Annotated in this window: 11 protein-coding genes and 4 pseudogenes; 7 read left to right on the top strand and 8 right to left on the bottom strand. The window is 61.8% G+C overall.

Going from position 1 to position 16,756, the window contains the following annotated elements; genetic code table 11:
• Positions 1 to 147 precede the first annotated feature (147 nt).
• Positions 148 to 1,359: an arabinogalactan endo-1,4-beta-galactosidase gene (locus tag J7367_RS16630; RefSeq protein ID WP_057662121.1), complete on the top strand. Its 1,212-nt coding sequence runs from the start codon at positions 148 to 150 to the stop codon at positions 1,357 to 1,359.
• Positions 1,356 to 3,920: a beta-galactosidase GalA gene (gene galA / locus J7367_RS16625; protein WP_057662124.1), complete on the top strand. Its 2,565-nt coding sequence runs from the start codon at positions 1,356 to 1,358 to the stop codon at positions 3,918 to 3,920. The genes J7367_RS16630 and galA overlap by 4 nt, the downstream gene beginning before the upstream one ends.
• A 237-nt stretch (positions 3,921 to 4,157) precedes the next feature.
• Here the strand turns inward: galA and J7367_RS16620 are convergent, their stop codons facing one another.
• Both J7367_RS16620 and J7367_RS16615 read right to left on the bottom strand, forming a co-directional pair.
• Positions 4,158 to 4,511, bottom strand: a complete 354-nt coding sequence (locus J7367_RS16620) for a hypothetical protein (protein WP_057662127.1) — start codon at positions 4,509 to 4,511, stop codon at positions 4,158 to 4,160.
• A gap of 167 nt (positions 4,512 to 4,678) precedes the next feature.
• Positions 4,679 to 6,607, bottom strand: a complete 1,929-nt coding sequence (locus tag J7367_RS16615; protein ID WP_057662130.1) for an alpha-L-fucosidase — start codon at positions 6,605 to 6,607, stop codon at positions 4,679 to 4,681.
• Positions 6,608 to 6,968: 361 nt separating this feature from the next.
• Between J7367_RS16615 and J7367_RS16610 the strand changes: the two are divergent.
• Both J7367_RS16610 and J7367_RS16605 read left to right on the top strand, forming a co-directional pair.
• Positions 6,969 to 7,085 (top strand): annotated as a pseudogene (locus J7367_RS16610) (IS3 family transposase); the annotation flags it as partial.
• Between the two features lie 61 nt (positions 7,086 to 7,146).
• A pseudogene (locus J7367_RS16605) lies at positions 7,147 to 7,293 on the top strand (transposase); the annotation flags it as partial.
• Here the strand turns inward: J7367_RS16605 and J7367_RS16600 are convergent.
• Positions 7,285 to 8,625 (bottom strand): annotated as a pseudogene (locus tag J7367_RS16600) (MobA/MobL family protein); the annotation flags it as partial. The pseudogenes J7367_RS16605 and J7367_RS16600 overlap by 9 nt on opposite strands.
• 265 nt (positions 8,626 to 8,890) lie before the next feature.
• On the opposite strand from J7367_RS16600, the gene J7367_RS16595 reads away from it, so the two are divergent.
• Entirely contained in the window at positions 8,891 to 9,145 is a 255-nt protein-coding gene (locus J7367_RS16595) for a hypothetical protein (RefSeq protein ID WP_081027878.1), read from the top strand.
• A gap of 44 nt (positions 9,146 to 9,189) precedes the next feature.
• On the opposite strand, the gene J7367_RS16590 is transcribed toward J7367_RS16595, so the two are convergent.
• The 5 genes from J7367_RS16590 to J7367_RS16570 form a co-directional block, all read right to left on the bottom strand.
• Entirely contained in the window at positions 9,190 to 11,784 is a 2,595-nt protein-coding gene (locus J7367_RS16590; protein WP_057662137.1) for an XVIPCD domain-containing protein, read from the bottom strand.
• A 36-nt stretch (positions 11,785 to 11,820) separates the two neighbouring features.
• On the bottom strand, positions 11,821 to 12,480 hold the full coding sequence (locus J7367_RS16585) for a DUF1629 domain-containing protein (protein WP_017154955.1): 660 nt from the start codon (positions 12,478 to 12,480) through the stop codon (positions 11,821 to 11,823).
• A gap of 312 nt (positions 12,481 to 12,792) precedes the next feature.
• Positions 12,793 to 13,245: a hypothetical protein gene (locus J7367_RS16580; RefSeq protein WP_139792799.1), complete on the bottom strand. Its 453-nt coding sequence runs from the start codon at positions 13,243 to 13,245 to the stop codon at positions 12,793 to 12,795.
• 381 nt (positions 13,246 to 13,626) lie between these two features.
• Entirely contained in the window at positions 13,627 to 14,106 is a 480-nt protein-coding gene (radC, locus tag J7367_RS16575) for a DNA repair protein RadC (protein WP_057662141.1), read from the bottom strand.
• Between the two features lie 395 nt (positions 14,107 to 14,501).
• Positions 14,502 to 14,726 (bottom strand): hypothetical protein, encoded by a 225-nt coding sequence (locus J7367_RS16570; protein WP_005997168.1) that lies wholly within the window; start codon positions 14,724 to 14,726, stop codon positions 14,502 to 14,504.
• Between the two features lie 420 nt (positions 14,727 to 15,146).
• Here J7367_RS16570 and J7367_RS16565 point away from each other — a divergent pair, with 420 nt between their 5' ends.
• On the top strand, positions 15,147 to 15,788 hold the full coding sequence (locus J7367_RS16565) for a type III secretion system effector protein (protein WP_005997167.1): 642 nt from the start codon (positions 15,147 to 15,149) through the stop codon (positions 15,786 to 15,788).
• 486 nt (positions 15,789 to 16,274) lie between these two features.
• Positions 16,275 to 16,616: pseudogene (locus J7367_RS16560) on the top strand (hypothetical protein); the annotation flags it as partial.
• Between the last annotated feature and the right edge of the window lie 140 nt (positions 16,617 to 16,756).

Below are 16,756 nucleotides of genomic sequence, written 5' to 3'. Positions count from 1 at the left end.
GATCTGTGCACGCCTGTATAACACCGCAGCCGCCGTGTGAAATCCAATCTGCAAGCCACGTTTGGATTCTGCACAGCGGCCGCGCAGCAGCACGGCCGCCTGCGGCATGCTGTCACCCGTTCCAGGTTGTCTCTGTCGAGGAATTGCATGCGCTCACCACGCCGTCTCTGGACGCCCGCGCTCCTGGCGCTGGCCATTTCCACCTTCGCACACGCCGCCCCGGCTCCCGCCACGTTGTATCTCGGCGCGGACCTGTCCTACGTCAACGAGATGGAAGAATGCGGCGTGCAATACCGCGAGAACGGCGTGGTCACCGATCCGTTCGAACTCTTCCACGCCCACGGCGCCAATCTGGTGCGCGTACGCTTGTGGAACGATGCGCGCTGGACCAAGTACAGCGACCTGTCCGACGTCAAAAAAACCATTGCACGTGCACGCGCGCAAGGCATGCAGGTGTTGCTGGATCTGCACTACTCCGATGACTGGGCCGATGGCGAAAAACAGCTGATTCCCAAGGCCTGGGCCAGCATCACCGACACCGACGAGCTCGCGCGCACGCTGTATGGCTTCACCTACGACACGCTGAGCGCACTCGACCGCGCCGGCCTGATGCCGGAGCTGGTGCAGGTGGGCAACGAAAGTAATTCCGACCTGATGGACAGCACGCCCTGGGACAAAAAACGCCCCATCGATTGGCAGCGCAACGCCAAGCTGTTCAACGCCGGCATCAAGGCGGTGCGCGACATGGCTGCACGCTCGGCGATCAAACCAAGGGTGATGCTGCATATCGCCCAGCCGGAAAATGTGGAGCGATGGTTCGCCGACGCCACCAAGGCCGGCGTCACCGATTTCGATCTGATCGGCATCAGCTACTACCGCAAATGGTCCACGCAATCGATGGCCGAGCTGGGCAAGACCATCAGGCGTCTGCGCGGCCGCTACGACGCCGATGTGGTGGTAGTGGAAACCGCGTATCCGTGGACGCTGGACTCCGGCGACACCTCGCACAATCTGCTCGGCGAAGACTCGCTGATTCCCGGCTACCCGGCCACGCCGCAAGGCCAGGCACGCTACATGGTAGACCTCACCCAGCTGGTGATCGATACCGGCGGCGCCGGCGTGGTGTACTGGGAGCCGGCATGGACCAGCAGCAGCTGCAAGACGCGCTGGGGCACCGGCTCGTCGTGGGAAAACGCCAGCTTCTTCGACTTCAAGCACGGCAACGAGGTGCTGCCGGCGATCGACTTCATGCGCCACCCGTATACCGGTGTGCCTGCAGCGATCAACGCTGACGCGCACAAGCGTCATGCGGACAGCCAGCACGTCCCTGCAGAGGCCGAAAAAAGGACGCAGCCATGAGCGGCATCAATCGGCGCGAGTTGCTGCGCGGCATGCTTGCCAGTGGGGTGAGCGCCGCCCTGCCGGTAGGCGCAGCCGGCACAGTGGCCTCCGCTGGCGCGACGGCTGCACCTGCAGCCAAGAACAGCGTCTCGACATCGGCACTAGGCGATGCAGCGCTGGCACCGCGTGAGCGTCTGCTGTTCGACTTCGGTTGGCGCTTCCACCTGGGCCATGCCAGCGATGCGGCGCGCGATTTCGAATTCGGCACGTTCCAACGCAGCTTCGCCAAGGCCGGCAAGGACACCGCGACCGCCGCGCAACTGGCGTTCGACGACAGTGCCTGGCAGCAGGTGGATCTACCGCACGACTGGGCCGTCGGCCTGCCGTTTCGGCAGGAGCCCATCTCGGCCTCCATCACCGAGGAAGACCCGGCCGCCGCGCACGGTTACAGGCCGCTGGGTACGAGTTTCCCGGAGAACAGCGTGGGCTGGTATCGGCGCAGGCTGCAGATTCCGGCCAGCGATCTGGGCAAGCGCATCAGCCTGGTGTTCGATGGCGTGTTCCGTGAGTGCATCGTGTTCTGCAATGGACACATCGTCGGCCGTCACGCGAGCGGCTACTGCGGCTTCGAAGTCGACCTCAGCGAAGTGCTCGACTACGGCAGGCCCAACATCATCGCCATCCGCGTGGATGCCACGCTGGGCGAAGGCTGGTTTTACGAAGGCGCCGGCATTTACCGGCATGTGTGGCTGCAAAAGACCGACCCGCTGCATCTGCCGCAAGATGGCGTGTTCGTGCGCAGCACCGTGCGAGATGGCAACGCCACTGCGCAGCTCTCCACCGAAGTGCGCAACGACGGCACGGCGCCGCGCCAATGCGTGGTGCAGGCGCGCATCACCGCACCGGATGGACGCATCGTGGCGCAGGCGGCCAGCGCAGCGGTCATCGTCGCGCCCGGGCAGCTGCAGGTGGTCGAACAGACCTTGCCGCTTGGGCAGGCAGCGCTGTGGTCGATCGACACGCCCCAGCTCTACAGCCTGAGTAGCAGCTTGCACATCGACGGCACTGCAGTCGATGCGCTGGTGACGCCGTTTGGCGTACGCAGCATCGCCTTCGATGCGCAACGCGGTTTCCTGTTGAACGGCGCACCGCTCAAGCTGCACGGCACCAACAATCACCAGGACCATGCCGGCGTCGGCACCGCCATTCCGGACGCCTTGCACGCATGGCGTCTGCGTCAGCTCAAGTCGATGGGCTGCAATGCCTACCGCAGCTCGCACAATCCGGCCACGCCGGCACTGCTCGCGCTGTGCGACCAGCTGGGTATGTTGGTGATCGAAGAAACCCGCCGCATGTCGACCGATCCCGAGGCGATGGGCGAACTGGACGCGATGGTGCGGCGTGGCCGTAATCATCCCAGCGTCATCCTGTGGTCGCTCGGCAACGAAGAGCCGCAGCAAGTGACCGCGCGCGGTGCACGCATCGTCAGCCGCATGCAACAACGCGTGCGCCAGCTGGACCCCACCCGCCCCACGACCTTCGCGATGGACAAGGGATTTGGCGATGGCGTGGGCCAGGTGGTGGATGTGGTCGGCTTCAACTACCGCACCAGCCAGATGGACGGCTTCCACGCGCAATACCCCAACATCCCGATCTACGGCAGCGAAACCGGCAGCACCGTGTCGGTGCGCGGCAACTATCAACGCGATGACCAACGCGGTTACACCCGCGCCTACGACCTGGACCACCCCTGGTGGGCCAGCACCGCCGAAGCCTGGTGGAGCTATGTCGCGCAACGCCCGTACATCGCCGGCGGCTTCATCTGGACCGGCTTCGACTATCGCGGCGAACCCACGCCCTACAACCGCTGGCCCAATGTGGCTTCGCAATTCGGCGTGCTCGATAGCTGCGGCTTCCCGAAAGACAATTATTGGTACTACCGCGCGCAGTGGACCAGCGAACCGGTACTGCATCTGTTCCCGCACTGGAACTGGGACGGCGTGCTGCAGCCCGACGATAATGGCCGCATCGCGGTCTGGTGCCATAGCAATCTCGAGGCGGTGGAACTGCTGGTCAATGGCGTCAGCCAGGGCCTGCAGCAGGTGCCGGCCTATGGCCATGTCGAATGGCGCGTGGTCTATGCGCCCGGCATGATCGAAGCGCGCGGCTATCGCGGCGGCAAACTGGTACTCAGCGAGCGTCGTGAAACCACAGGCAAGCCGGCGGCGATTCGCTTGAGCTGCGATCGCAACACGCTGCGTGCCGATGCCGAAGACGTGGCCGTGGTGAAGGTGGAGATCCTCGATGCACAAGGCCGCCTGGTACCGACCGCCGACAACCTGGTGCAGTTCGCACTGCGCGGACCCGCAGGGCTGATTGGGGTCGGCAATGGCGATCCCAGCAGCCACGAGGACGACAAGGCGCCGCGGCGCAAGGCGTTCAACGGCCTGTGTGCGGCGCTGCTGCAAACCACGCGCAGCAGCGGCGAGATTGAGCTGCAGGCAACCGCGCCCGGGCTGACCTCGTCCACGCTACGCCTGCCTGCCGAGCCCACGCGATCGCGCGCATCGGTGGCTTGAAAAGCAGTCGCTGGGTACGACGACGGAACGTGCTGCGTTACCTGGGCCAGTGCTGGCCTCGGTAGCGTAGCGATGCCATACGCAAGTCGAAGGCCATCCATCGGCCTGTTTGCTGACGGAGATGACCGAGCAGTTGATCCCGGCTGGAGGGAGCGCATGCCGGCTTTGGCCACGGCCAGCACATCGTCGGCAGCCCTGACAGGTCAGCTCCCTACCGGTTGCGTGACATCGGCAGCCTCAGGTCTGCGCACTTCCGGCAGCCGGGTCGCGCGGAAAATAGCGGTTGAGCTCTTCTTCCCACGCGCGGAACTGCTCCAATGTCTGGGCGTCCATCGGGCGCGGGTCGTCGGCCAGGGCTTTGTTCTGCGCAACATAGGCGATGCGCTGGGACGACAGTTCATCCCACGCCTTTCTGAGCATCACCGGATCCGGATGCGAGACCAGCATCGCCTCCAGCAGCGTGGCCTGGGCCACGCGCGCGGCCAGCAGATCGCTGAGCGCCTCGGTCACCGCCTGCATCCACTCGTGTTGTTTCTGTTCCATATCCAACCAACTCGCTTGCGTAGTGCGCCGCCCACCATAGCGCCTCATCTGGAATGGCGGCGTGCAAGCCAGGTTGAAGATTCGGGCTACACCACGTGATGCGGCTGCGGCGATTTCCCTTCCATCGCTTCGCTTGACGTCTTTCAACGCGCGAAGCTGTCTCCACTTAGCGCTGCCCTCCCACGCGGCGCACGACCGCGCGGGAGCGCACGCGCTCATCGCAAGCGCGAGAACGCGCCGATCCCCGCGATCGCCAGCCGCTCGGCGGGCACCGCCGTCTCCGCGAACGACAGCCGCAGATAGCGGATCTGGCGGACCTCGGGGAAATTCAGCCGCTGGGTCGAGAGCGCATAGGCGATGTTGGAGAGCTCGCCGGCGCCGGCCGGCTGCCAGTGCTGGCCATCTTCGCTGGTGTCGGCGCGATAGCCCTTCGGCGGCGCCGCACCGGTCATCACTGCGCGCGAGGGCGTGAGGCTGAACCCGGCAACCTCACGCGACGCGCCGAGGTCGATGGTCGCCTGCACGGGATGGCCCGGCGTCGGTGCGGGCGTGATCCAGATCGAGCTGGCATCGTCGTCTAGCAACTTCTCCGCCCCTGGCGCGCTCGCCTCGACGATGCGCCAGCCGGCGGTGGACAGCACGTCCGGTGCATTCGCCGTCGGCCGCGCGACCGGCACCGGCGCAACGGCGCGGAACAGCGCCAATTCGCTGATCGCCGGGCAGACCGGCGCCTCGAGCACGACCAGGCGCACCCGGCGTGCGGCGATCGGGCGCTCCAGACGCACGATCCGCTGTGCACCGATGCACTGCGCCTCGGCCAGCCGCCGCCATTGCCCATCGACCTCGGCTTCGACCGCGAAGCGGGTAACGCGCACGCCCAACGGCAGATACTCCCGCAGCCGGATCAGGTCGAAGCTGTGCACCGCCGACAATTCCAGCGTCAGCGTCGGCGTGGTGACCTCGTCCGGCGTGGACCAGTAGCTGTCCGGCTGGCGATCGAGCACGCGCGCCGGCTCGAACCCGGCCCCGCGCGAGGCGCTGGCACTGGCCTTGGCGCCCTTGGCCAGGTCGATGGCGAAGCTGGCGCGGATCGCGTCGCCGAAACTCTGCAGCACCGCCACGTCGTGGTCGGGGATGCGGCCGCGTCGGTCGGGCGGCAGATTGAGGTTCATGTTGGTCCCGCGCGCCACCGAGGTGTCGAAATAGCGCACCAGATTCTCCGGGCTCCGCACCTTGCCGTCTTCGTCGGCGTGATAGAACCAGCCCGGACGGATCGAGGTGTTGGTTTCGGCCGGCCACCACAGCGCCCCTCCGCGCACGCCGGAATTGCCGTTTTCCTGGGTGTACGGGGCATTGGGCATGGTCGGCCAGGATGGATCGCCGGCGATGCCATCTTCGTTGCCGCCCCACCGGATATCGGCGCCGAGCGGATCGAAGGTACATGCCATCGGCTGATGCTGATGCACCAGCTCGATCATCCGCGGCCAGTTGTAGTACGCAGGCGCATCGATCTTGCGCGATTCGCGCGCCCCACCGTAATAGCCATCGCCGCCATTGGCGCCGTCGAACCAGAACTCGAACAGGTCGCCGTAACCTGTGCAGAGTTCGACGATCTGTTTGCGGAAATAGTCCAGATAGCCGGGGCGACCGTACTCGGCGTGGTTGCGATCCCAGGGGGAGAGATAGATGCCGAAGGCCAGGCCGGCGCGTCGACATGCCGCGGCCATCTCGCCGACGATGTCACCCTTGCCGTTTTTGTAGGGCGAATTGCGGATGCAATGCTCGGTCAGGCGTGTCGGCCAAAGGCAGAATCCATCGTGATGCTTGGCAGTGAAAATAAGCCCTTTCAGATTGCCGGCCTTCGCAGCAGCGGCGATCTGATCGGCTGAAAAATCGCTGGGATCGAATTTGCGCGGATCCTCGTCGCCGTAGCCCCATTCCTTGTCGGTGAAGGTGTTCATCGCAAAATGCACGAAGGCGTATTGCTCCCACCGATGCCAGCGCAGCTGGCGCGGGCTGGGCACCGCACCCCATGGCGCCGGCCCGCTGGCACGCGGCGTCTGCGCGATGCGCGCTGCCGACGCGCCGAAGCTGGCGGCAGCGGCCACCACACCCGTGGCAAGAAAGGTACGACGATCGATCATTGGCGACTTCCGACTTTGCACAAGTTTCGATCTTAGCTTTTCCAACGGCGAAGAGTCCCCCACCAAGCCAAAAGCGGTTGTGCAAAGGGCCGCGTGCGGGCGGGCCCCGGGGCGGATGGCGTTGGAGAGCGTGCGAAGCAAGCCGCAGCCGTTCGCGGCTTGACGGCGCTGCCTCAGAACATTGATACCATCCGGCCCTATGGCATCCGCGGGAAGCGTCCCAATCCGCTCCTACAAGCCGCCGTGTACCGCCCAAAGGAAGACAGCGCGACGCTACCGGCGCTGCCGTTCCAGCTTGCCTGCCGTCCGAGGGTAGTCGGTATCTTCAGTGGCTGCGGCACATCGCCTGGCGCGCACGGTGCTGACCGGTCCCAATCAGGTTTGGAGCATGGACTTTGTTGCTGACGCCTTGTTCGACGGGCGCCGCTTCCGGGCCCTGACCGTCGTGGACAACTTCACCAAGGAGAACTTGGTCATCGTGAAGCGTCCTCGTTAATTCGATCCACTTGGAAGTAGAGTTTCACTCCAAGGAGCTCTGCATGAAGAAGTCCAAGTTCACCGAAGAACAGATGGTCCGGATCCTCAAAGAGGTCGAGGCCGGTGCCAAGGTCGGCGAGACCTGTCGCAAGCACGGGATCAGCGAGCCGACCTATTACGTCTGGAAGTCCAAATATGCCGGCATCGAGGGTGCTCAACCGACGCCCGCGCCGCTGCTTCCAGTCTCCCTGCGTCCATGAGGTCCCCGGCTCGGGATTGTTCGCCAGGAAGTCGTGCCACGCGTTCTCGGCCATGTGGTGCAGCTTCTCCGCTCGGCGCACCGCCAAGAGCCGCCGGGCGAACTTCATGGTCGCTGCCTTGAAGCGCCGCAGTCGACGGAGCAACTCGTTGAGGTCAGGACGGAGCTGCGCCGCTTCGGCGAAGGCAGTCACGCGCTCCCTGATCCACTGCAGCAGGTCCAGGGTTGCTTGGAGCGTTTGAGCCAAGCGAGGATCGGCTTGAGCAGCCACTCCCCATTCGTCGCTGGCCTCTTCTGCGAGCTCCGCGACTGAACGTGGCGCGCGCGACGGCTTGGCCTCGGCCTCCATCAGTCCCAGCCCACGGGCAATGGTCGCCATGCTGCGGGAAACCTCGATGTGCCCTGCCCCAGGCCCGAGCGGCAAGGACAGCCCATCAGAAGGTCGGCGAGCCTGGCTGTGACCGTCGGGCACCGGCATGGCGCGCCCCTCCTGCTCGAACACGGCGATGAGCTTTCGGAAGGTCTCCTCGTTGGTCTCCTCGATTCGACGGTTCTCGTCCGAACGCTCCGACGGCTGGCCCCGTCGAGCCAGCGCGGTGCCGTTTTTGCCGACGTGCTTGGTCGGCTCTCGGGAGAGCACGGCAGCCGCAGCCAAGTCGCCGCGCGCTAGGGCATCGTCGGCCTGGGCGGCCAGGCTGCGATGGTCCACGCGAAGCTCAAGCGCGGCCTTCTCAAGGTGGGCATTGATGGTGGATGCAATGAGTTCGCGCACCCATTGCACTTCGACACGCCCCGAGGGCCCGCCATCCAGTTCCTTGGTTTTGTCCGTGAGACCGTCCGGACCCATGCGACGCGTCGTCGCCAGGACATGGACGTGCCAGTTCAGCCCATCCTTGCTGCCTGGGCTGTGGATGCTGGCCTGGGCCGCGAACCCGTAGCGCCCGACCAATGCGCGGGTGACTTCCACGGCCAGCTCAGAGCGCTGGAAGTCATCGAGTTCGTGCGGCAACGCGAACTCGAACTCCCGGGCAACCGTCGAATCTTTGCGACGCTCAGCCGCCTCAGCCGCCGGCCAGAGCTCAGCGGGGACCAGGGCCCAATCGGGCGCGTCCTCGGGAGCGATGCAGCGCGTTTCGACCACGCCGTCCCGGCGGCGGTAGTCGTGGCGCAGGCCGGTGAGCGCGTCCTCCAACAGCAGACCGGCGCGGTAGGCGGCCGCTGCGATGGACGAATGTCCTTTGGCACGGCTGAAGGTTTTGACGTTGGCGTGGTAGATGGCCATGAGGCGGCGACTCCGAAGCAGTGGGATTGCTTGGTTTATGCTTCGGCTTTGGATTTTCGCAAGCGCCCTCGGCGCTTGGGGTTCAAGGGGCGAAGACCCTTGCGCACGTGTCACGCAGTGACACCTAGGTGCGCTCTTGCTTCTTTCTTCCAAGCCTTGTTTTTGAGCCTTTTCGATTCTCGGGCGGACGAAATTCAAGACCAGCCCAACGCTTGACGTAAGCCGTTTTCCTGGTTGACTCATTTCCACCAGGCAGGAGAAACGTATGACCGCAACGAATCACTACCGAGACCAAATTCAGCGGGCCACCGAGCGCTTGGCCCAACTGCAAGCAAGAGAGCTTTTAGCCAACCAGCGCCGCGAAGCGAAGGCGCAGGAAACGGCAAAGCGAGAAGAAGTGAAACGACGGCAACGCGTGGTAGACATCCTGGTTTCCACTGGTGCGCACATGCTGGACGAAGCAGAACTGGAAGCGTTGCTTAGCAGCCACATGAAAAATCGTGCTGGCTCGTTTCACTAGAGCCCTCGCAATCATGGCCGGCACGCCATGTCGGCGAGCACTTTTCAGGGACCGCCCCTGGTCATCGTCGGCCCCTGTTCCTGCTGCTGATTTTGCTGCTGCGTTTGTTCTAAAGCCTGCTGACGCACCTGGTCTTGCTTGATAACCTCAGCTTGCTGCAGGCTCTGCTGGGCCGGCTCCTGAGCAGCTACGCGGCCGTCCACGTGGGCATGGAACATGGGTGCCACCCCCATTCCATGTGGGGCGTAGACCGCAAAGACGTTTTGGGCCCCGTCCTTCCCCAGGCCTCCGACAACCCCGTCCACGCGCATGACCATCGAGTCGTCCAACTGGTGCTTGTAGAGGGCTGCTGTGACGTTCCGGCTCTCTTCGTCGTTCCAGTTGCCGGTGCCACGCACCCAGGAATGGATCTTCTGGTAGGTGGAGTGGTCTGGGTGTGCGGGGTTGTCGGCCAATAACGGACCCGATGCCGCCTTCTCCTGAGCTGGTTCGGCCTCCTGCTCTTTGCTGCGAGCTGGCCCTGTCGCGGATACCGTGCCCAAGGTCGGCACGTGCGCTATTGCATGCTGGCCGAGCTCCGCCTTGGCCTGGCGAAGCTCTTCGGAGGTGGTCACCGCGACCTGGTGGGCCACCCCGTCTCGGCCAACTTGGTAATGGGCAATGGGACTGTCGTAGCCGTATTGCCCCTGCTCATTCGGCTTCAGCTGCTGCATCGTCGGACCGGAAAGGCCTTCGGTCTGCTTGGTGCGCTGGGTGGCAAGCTCCACCGCTTGAAGATTGTTCTCTTGGGCGTTGAGGTCGACGCCCGCGGCCCGGTAGCGATGCAGAAGCTCGTTGTGCTCCATCTGCGCGGGCGTAGGCGCCGGCCGTGACTGGATTGCGGCCAAAGTCTCCTGTGCGCGCTCCAGCGAAGGCTGGCGCATCTGATTCGTCAGCTCCAGTTCCACCGCCAGGTTGCCGGTGGCCATCCCGTCCTTGCCAGCCCACTGCCCGGTGTCGTTTCGCTGGTAGAGCTGGCCGTTATGGCCCTGGACCTGATCGGGCTTGGCCCGGGCGCTTTCCACTGACGCCGGCACCAGCACCCCGTAATCCTGCGACCGCTGAGCGGCATGGTTCTCCAGGTAGGCTTGGGCGATGGCCTCGCGACCAGTGGAAATGTTGTTCTCGATCCGAGCCAGGGATTCCTGGTTCAACCGCTGCGCCTGCGCCGGGGTAGCGGTCTGCAGCTCGTAAACACCCTGGTCGTTGGCACCCGCCACGCTGGTCTTGACCTGGCGCTCCCAGGACTCGGTAGCCGGATTGCGTTGCCAGTTTTGGTTGTCGAGACCCGTCTGGTCCCCAGGCTTGGCCGGGAGGTTGAATGGATCCTGCGGCGCGGGTGCCTTGCCCAGCGCCAGCTCGGCAGCCTTGGCATTGGACATGGCGCCCAACTCTTGGGACTTGGCGTAGCTGGCCCCCACTGGAGCCTGACTAGGAGAGTCTCGTCCATCGCCCCCACGCTCGAAAGCGCCCTGGCGTTCCCAATCCCGTCCGTTGAACTGCCACTCCACTCCGGTCTTGTCGGTCTGGTTGTAAATGGCGCGATTGTCCAGCAAGTCAGCACCCTTATCGAATGCCTTGCTCATCAAGACGGCGTCGCCGACCACCAGGGCCGCGGGCACAAAGCCTCCGCTGCTACCCAGTGCTGCGGCGGTTGACGCCCCACCTGCCCAGCCGCCCGCGTTGCGCGCGATGGCGTGCTGAACCTCCGACTGGGCGGCCGTTGTGTTGCCCTGCTCCATCAATGCCGACGCTGTGCGCGCGGTCATGACGGCATCCGCGCCGGTGGTCAAAAGTCCGCCAGCACGGGTCAGGCCGCGGGCGGACGCCTCGCCCATCAACAGCTGCATGGCAACCTCGCCACGCTGTCCTCGCGGCACACGAAGGTTTTGTGCGGCTTCCCCTCCCAAGGTCTGCTCGACCTTGAGGATGCCCTGCTCGGATAGGACCACGCGCCCATCGTGATGGGCATTGGAGATGGCCAATGACAGTCCGTTGCGGCGGAGCACGTTGTCGCCACCCCGCGCAATGCCGCGGTCGCTGACTTGGATCTGGTTGAGCGCGGTGACAATGCGTCCTTCCGAGTTCGCAACTGCTCCCCAGGCGTGGTCAATATCCTTGAATCCCTTCAGCGTCTCGATTTGCTGGGCGTGGGAACGCTGATAGGCGGGCATATCGCGGAAAAACTCTTGCACCCTTCCGTTGGTCTGCGCAGGGGTCATGCCGACAGGCGTGTTGGTGTTTAAATCACCATTGATGAGGCCCACCTTCACGGTGTCGCGCAACTGTTCGATTTGCTTGACTACCCGGTCCATCGCCGCTGGATCGCCTTCCATTGCGGCTTGGCCAAAGCTGCCCTGTTGGATCTTGTCCAACTTTTCCAGCATGCCGTTTTGATACGCGCCCAGCGGGCCACCACTGTGCGGGGTGATGTCCAAGGCGCGCGCGAACTGTGGGTCCGCCGGCAACATCAGGCGGTTCTCAGGCGCATGAATATCGAACTTTCCCGCTCGCTGGAGGAGGTCTAGCAGCTCGCTGTTTTTCAGCGTCTGCTGTTCGATGTTGTGGTGATCTTGAAAATGCGTTCGGTAGTTCGACATGAATCCGGCTCCCTCCCTGTTGCCTCGGTCAAGCAGTTAGCGATTCACCACGTCGTAGAACCACAGGCCATCCGACTGGCCCTGGGTGCCAATACCTGCTGCTTCCACTGCGTCCTTGAACACACGGTCGCAGAAGACGCCGCCATGAAACGGAAGCCTAAAGACGTGTGCCCCAGCGAGAACGTCACGCTTAAAAGCCAGCCGTGTGCCGCCAGCCATGTCGTAATACTTGCCATCTTCGTAATCGTCGCTGACCTCGATGGTCAGCTCTGAAGCGTCTTCGTCCAGGGCATCCACAGTGCGCACCACATCACAGAGGAAAACGCGCGGCCCCCTGGACCCGTCCGGCAATGTGTAGTCCGTGTCCGCAAAAACGAATGCGGACGGGTCTACGTGCTCCATGACCTGCCGCAGACGATCAGAGACCAGCCAGTAGCCGCTGAACCCGCCTTCCAAATCTTCGGGCAGGGATCCCTCGCTCGGGATGTAGACCAGACGCGGCGTTTCTCGCAATGTTGGAAAACCACCCTGTTTCGGCTTCAGAATCAGTCGCGGAGGAGTCAGCAATGCTTCCCGGTTTTCGAAGACCACGCCGTGGCCTTTTCCGCCTCGACGAGCATCTGGCCGCAACTGGAAGAACTCACCCTCTTTTGGTTCATTGGTCATCATCGTTTCCACGCGTTGCACCCCGTCCATAGGCTTACATCCATTGAACACCGTGACCGGAGTCTAGCGCTACCGGTAGCTGCTTGGGCAGACAAAGTAGGCAAGACTCTTGCAACACCGCCGCAGTGTCGCGCACCACCCGGATCGACCGTTAGCGCCTGTGTCCAAGGTTTCAGCATCCCGCTCTCCCTGAATACGCGTAATTTGACTCATTGATGTGCTGGGTTGACTTTCCATAAGTGGCTTGCTAGGATATAAACCAGAGCAGTCCTACAGCACCTCATAGTTCAGCGCCCTCAAGGCGGTCTAGAGGAAAGCCGAGGGGACTGCTTTTTTTTGTGCTTACTTGCTTGGCTTATTCCTACTCGGCAGCCCCTTAGGAATAACATCATCAATATGCACGTAACCAAGAGCATCCGAACGGATCGGCACGACGATGTCGAAGGTATTTAGGCCATCGATGACACCTGGCACGAGTAAGTGCGGACGGCCATTTTTCTCAACTCCGACCACTGCAGTGTCTGAGCAACCGGCGACGAGCCACTCCACATACTTAGCGCCCGAAAATCCATCTTTCAAGACTCGGCTATTGTAACCGTGCTGAGGCTTAAGATCGAGTTGCAACGCACAGACGTATGTCTGGCTACCCCATAGTTGGCGCAAAGCTGTTGTAAGGTCAGATTGCTGCTGACTGGTCAGAATTATGGCTTTACGAATCGTTTGTCTCGGTGGCTGACCTCCAGCAGATGAAATGTAGCGAATTAGCTCTTTATGCGCATCTGGTCGAAATGCCAAGCCATTCCCCTATCAAAATTTCTCATTTAAATAATTTGTCTGATAGCTTTAGCCACTCTACTACTGTTTGCCAATCACATTCTAGCTTGAAGATTTTTTAAATGCGGTCACTCTGTTAGCAAACGTTAGCTCTAATATAAAAATCCTTCTGGCCGCCAAGTGCGCAGCAACAGCCATCTTAACTTGTCGTCCGGACGATCATGTCAATCGACTGCTCAAAGCCATCCAGACAATTGAGGTTTGGGAGACAGATGCCAGGATCTGCAGTTCTTTCGTTTCCCTAACAGCTCCTCGCACATTTAAAGATCTCATTTGTGCTCCACGGATATGCATCTACCTCGGCAGTCTAGCCTCGGCAAACCGCGCAGGTTAAGGGGCGGGCTATGCCCATCCCCTTGCTGCCAAGCTGACGCTCTTCTGGCCACCGATGACCAAGTGGTCGAGGACTCGGATGTCCAGGAGGCCCAAGGCTTGCTCCAGGCGCTTAGTGACCTTGCGGTCAGCTTCGCTGGGCTCCGGATTGCCCGAAGGGTGGTTGTGGAAGAGGATGAGGGCGACGGCGTTGAGCTCAAGGGCACGTTTGACGACGACCCGGGGATGGACTTCGCAGCCGTCGATGGTGCCTGAGAACAAGTGCTCGGTAGAAATGATGAGGTGCTGGTTGTCCAGGAAGACGACACCGAAGACTTCGTGCGGCAGGTGAGCGCAGCGGGCGACCAAGTAGCTGCCAGCTTGGTCGGGGCTGTGAATCCGGCCCTGGCGTTGAAGGCGCTGTTCCAGAATGGTGGCTGCCGCGAGGAGAATCCCTTCCTCGTCCATCTGAAGTTGATACTGGACTGCTCGGTCTTGGGTGCGCTTCATCGTTTTGTCTCCACCAGCGCGTTGTGCGCCTCGTGGGAACCGAGAGGCGAAGCGTTCGGCCCTACCGCACCCGGGAGTGAGCACCGCACAAGCGGCGCGCAGCGGAGGGCCGCAACAAAGCGCCAGCGTCGAGAAGGAGGCTCGCCCTTGCGATAGGGACAGCGAAGCTAGGATTCCCTTCAAGAGGCCCAGCGCTGGTGAAGGCACATCATGCATGCCCTACGAGGCCTGCGGGCTAAACGGCATTCGGATGGGAGGGGGTGATCGATGTCAGCAGGCGGCTCCTGGGCTTTGCAGCCAGTGGGGCTTCTGCGGACCTGTTCCTGCCTTACGCACGCATCGCTGCGCAGGAGAAGCACGCAGGCGTCGGGATAGACTGGTCGGCATCAATGGGCTCAGACGTGTTCGTCTATGTTTTCCAGCCCGTGCCACGACAAGATTTCCTGGGCCCGACGGCCGACGAACTGCGCGTCCTCGCTCGTCATCGCCTTGCTCTCGATGGCAGCAGCCATGTTGGCAAAGGCTTGCCAAAAATGACAGCGATCAGGACTTGAGGCCCGCAGGGCGGGCACCGCAGCATCCAGGCGTTCGAGGTGACGGCGAAGCTCGGCTCTGTCCATGGGGCTGAGTATCGGCAGTGCGGTCGCACCGCTTGAGACGCCGCGGCCAACGCAGGGCAGCTAGCCCCCTTCACGTGCCGAGATGGCGCTGCTCAAGCGCCCCGTAGGGTGAGCGACCATTGGGTCCCACGTCCGGCAAGGTCAGATTGCGCTCTTAGCATTCGTCGCGCCATCGGTGTCGCGCCCTATTGGATGCCAGAAAGTTCCGAGGCACACATATCGCTGCTTTGAATATAAATCTGATTAATTCAACCGCGTCGCGGAGGTTGAACTGCTCTGCGACAACTCAATCCACAGAGCCCGAAATGGAACATGCATTCGCCATTGATGACAGGATTTCACATGCCGGCGACATGTCAGCCTCCTCACCGTTACCATTCAAGTGCAACTCCTACAGACACTTCGACGACACATACTCACATGCCAATCAGTCAAACGAACTTTCCAGGAATCTATATTTCCACTCAGACAAGCGCTCGAGAAGAGCCATACAAGAACCAAGTTGAATCAGCGCTTGAGAAGATTGCGGCCGGCAGCTCAGGCAGCGCTCTTCTTCAAGGCTTGAGCGCTATCAGCGCTCGCAAGAATCGAAAAGTGACCATAGCGGAGATCGGCGCTGAAGCGCAGCCCAATACCAGAGCCGTACTTAGCGCGAGCGAAGTTGAAAAATATGATCCAGAGACTTTCGCCGATAACCTAGAGCTCGCCAAGGAACGAGCAAGAAAAGGAAAGGGATGCAATGCCATTATAGAATGGAGCCCGCAGAGTCATATCGAACTGAATTCAAACGGCTCCCCTCTTCGTCTTGGATCGGATCCCGAGGAGTCGTTTGTAGTTCTTGCACACGAGCTTATCCATGCTCAGCATCTATTGGCGGGCACGTCGAGAGCCTACAAGGGTGGAGATCGCTACGACGAAACATCCGAAGCCGGAAAGGAGGAACTCAGGGCCGTCGGCGTCGGAAAATACGAATATCGAAAGACCAGGCAACCGAGCGAAAACTCCATCAGGCAGGAACATGGGCTACCTGTCCGCAAAAAATATAAGCCTCACGGCATGTGAGGCCGCATATCGGTTAAGCACTTGATTAGATCGTCACACCATCTCAGAGCCACACATCCTGCCGCTTCACAAGTGCCCGGCATGCCCCGGCTGCTCAGTTGGGGATACTGCCTGGAACATTTTTATCAAGCGGCATTACTCGTCAACGCTACTCCAGTCCCAGCGCCGTCTTCCCGAGCGAAGCGCTGCGCGTGGCTAAGCTAAGCATTGGATGACCATGTGCTACGACTAGAGCACAAGCTCGCTAAGCGCGGCCTAACCGCAACTTGGCATCAACCCTTGTCGTCCGCGTCCGTTAGCCCGTGCCACGACAGGATTTCCTCTGCTCGACGGCCGTCAGGCCCAGCCTCAGACCAGATTTTTGTGGGCGTTGGCCGTCAAGTGTGACCGAGCTCTACATTCCAAAATTACGACTGAATTTAGGTTTGACGATAGGAGGTGGCGGGGGTGAACCTGCCATGGCAGGGGATTAAAAAGGGGTTCTTGATGATTAAGACGATTGTGATGGCTGGCAGCCTAGTGCTCGCAGGATATGTCGGACAAGCCACTGCGAATGACATCCACTTCTGTGATGCCTGCACACAGGCGCAACGAGGAGCGCTTGCAAATCAGCTGACTTCGGGTCTCGGTCAAGCCTACATCGGTGATCGTTCGACCGGCATTCCATACCTCTACACGGTCAATACTGTAAACGGTCCCGTCTCTGTGGCGCCGCCGGGGATTCAAGAGCGACCTGTGGCACAAGCAGATATCGACCAGTTCGCCGTTTATTCGTCTGTATATCGGAGTTACGGAAATATCGGCACTCTCAACGTGAAGATTGACTTAGGGAAGGTCTGAACAACGAGACCTGACAGGGCGGAAGGTGGCGTCGTTCCGAAGAGTGGCTTTTGGAACTTCGGAATTTCGCCATTTCTGGCGCTTTCCGCGGGAATTTCCCGGTTCACAGACGCACGCTCCCCATCGCC

Origin of the sequence: Xanthomonas sp. D-36-1, from assembly GCF_017746155.1 — a bacterium.
GTDB lineage: Bacteria > Pseudomonadota > Gammaproteobacteria > Xanthomonadales > Xanthomonadaceae > Xanthomonas > Xanthomonas cissicola.
The sequence above is the reverse complement of the archived record's forward strand: the minus strand, read 5'-3'. Positions and strand labels throughout refer to the sequence as shown.